Origin of the sequence: Pseudomonas sp. FSL R10-0399 (genome assembly GCF_009600165.1) — a bacterium.
GTDB lineage: Bacteria > Pseudomonadota > Gammaproteobacteria > Pseudomonadales > Pseudomonadaceae > Aquipseudomonas > Aquipseudomonas helleri.
Map to the genome: position 1 here is coordinate 1 of NZ_WIWK01000356.1, position 233 is coordinate 233.

Consider the following 233-nt stretch of genomic DNA (forward strand, 5'->3'; position numbering starts at 1 on the left):
TATGACCTCTTCCATGAGTTTTTTACCACGTTTTCGATCCGGCTCGTTGTAGGCGCTGACCACCCGTTGGTACATGCTCCAGGTGCAATCCACTTCGAGGTGGTGCTCATCTGCAAACAGCTGGAACAGTTGCTTTTTGTTGGCGTCAGACAGGTAGCTGATCCGAGTCAGTAGCGTTCGACGGCTTTTGTAGAGCGGGTCATTTTTACGCCCTCTGCGGCCCAGGATGTCGT

1 protein-coding gene is annotated in these 233 nt (G+C 52.8%); it reads right to left on the bottom strand.

Annotated features, from left to right (window positions below; translation table 11 throughout):
• Window positions 1-233, bottom strand: a 233-nt coding sequence (locus tag GHO41_RS29685) for a transposase (protein WP_178126643.1), incomplete at both ends; no start/stop codon positions are given.